The 1,334-nt window shown below is 72.9% G+C and carries 2 protein-coding genes; both read right to left on the reverse strand.

The window, feature by feature from the left end; translation table 11 throughout:
• A partial coding sequence (locus G6018_RS07310) for an ATP-binding cassette domain-containing protein (RefSeq protein WP_182618007.1) occupies nucleotides 1–515 on the reverse strand: 515 nt, incomplete at its 3' end.
• The coding region (locus tag G6018_RS07315) for an iron ABC transporter permease (protein ID WP_182639270.1) at nucleotides 512–1,334 on the reverse strand (823 nt) is incomplete at its 5' end. The genes G6018_RS07315 and G6018_RS07310, both read right to left, overlap by 4 nt.

Raw genomic sequence — 1,334 nt, forward strand, 5'->3', positions numbered from 1 at the left:
GCGTCGAGGTGGTTGGTGGGCTCGTCCAGCAGGAGCACCTCCGGCTGCTGCGCCAACGCCCGGGCGATCGACACCCGCTGCCGTTCGCCCCCCGACAGGGCCAGGACGTCGCGGGCCGCCAACCCGGCCAACCCCACACGGTCGAGCACGGTGTCCACCACGTCGGCGTCGTCGGTCCCGAACGGCTCGAACAGCCCGCGTGTCACCGTCCGGCCCAGTCGCACCGACTCCCGGACCGTGATGCCACCCAACGAGACCGGCTCCTGGGTGCTCACGCCCACCGTCCGCGCCAGGGCCCGCCGGCGGAGCGAGGTGATGTCGTCGCCGTCGAGGCGCACCAGTCCGGCGGTCGTGGGCAGGGCCCGGTAGCAGGTGCGCAGCAGGGTCGTCTTGCCACTGCCGTTGGGGCCCACCAGCGCGGTGACCCGGCCGGGTGCGATGGTCAGGTCCACCCCCTCGAGGATCCGGCGACCCCCGAGGTCGGTGGAGACGTCGGCCGCGGTCAGTGTGGTCACGTCGCCGACCTTCCGTAGCGCCGCCACAGCATGATCAGGAACACCGGACCCCCCACGATCCCCGTGACGACGCCCACCGGGAGCTCGGCACCGTCGCTGACGGACCGGGCCGCGATGTCGGCCAGCACCAGGGCCACCGCCCCGAGCACCGCGGCCGTCGGCAGTAACCGGGCCGACGTGCGCCCGGTGACGTACCCGGCGAGATGCGGGATGAGCAGTCCGATGAACCCGATGGTCCCGGAGACCGCCACCGCCCCCGCGGTGAGCATCGAGACCAGCAGCAACATGAGCAGCCGGAACCGCGGGACGTTCATGCCCATGGCCGTGGCGCCGTCGTCGCCGGTCAGGAGGAGGTCCAGGTGGCGGCTGGACAGCATCACCAGGACGCCCGCGACGGCGAGGATCGAGACCGGGGCCAGGAGCATGGTCCACCCGGCGTCACCGAACCCGCCGGCCAGCCAGCGCATGACGGTGCCCAGTTGGTGGTCGTCGCCCAACACCAACAGCGTGAACGTGTTGAGCGCGCCGAACATCATCGTCAGGGCCGCCCCCACCAGCACGATCGCCGTGGTGTCGTGCGCGCGACGGGCCACCAGGACCACCCCGGCCAGTGGCAGCAGGGCGCCGAGGAAAGCGGCCATCGGGAGCGTGAAGACGCCCCACATCCCGGCACCCACGCCCAGGACGGTCAGGACGACGACGCCGAAACCGGCCCCGGACGACACCCCCAGCAGGTACGGGTCGGCCAGTGGGTTGCGCGTGACAGCCTGGGCGACGCCTCCCGCCACCGCGAGGGACGCGCCCACCGCCGCCGCCATG

The organism is Dietzia sp. DQ11-44, assembly GCF_014145205.1.
Lineage (GTDB): Bacteria > Actinomycetota > Actinomycetes > Mycobacteriales > Mycobacteriaceae > Dietzia > Dietzia natronolimnaea.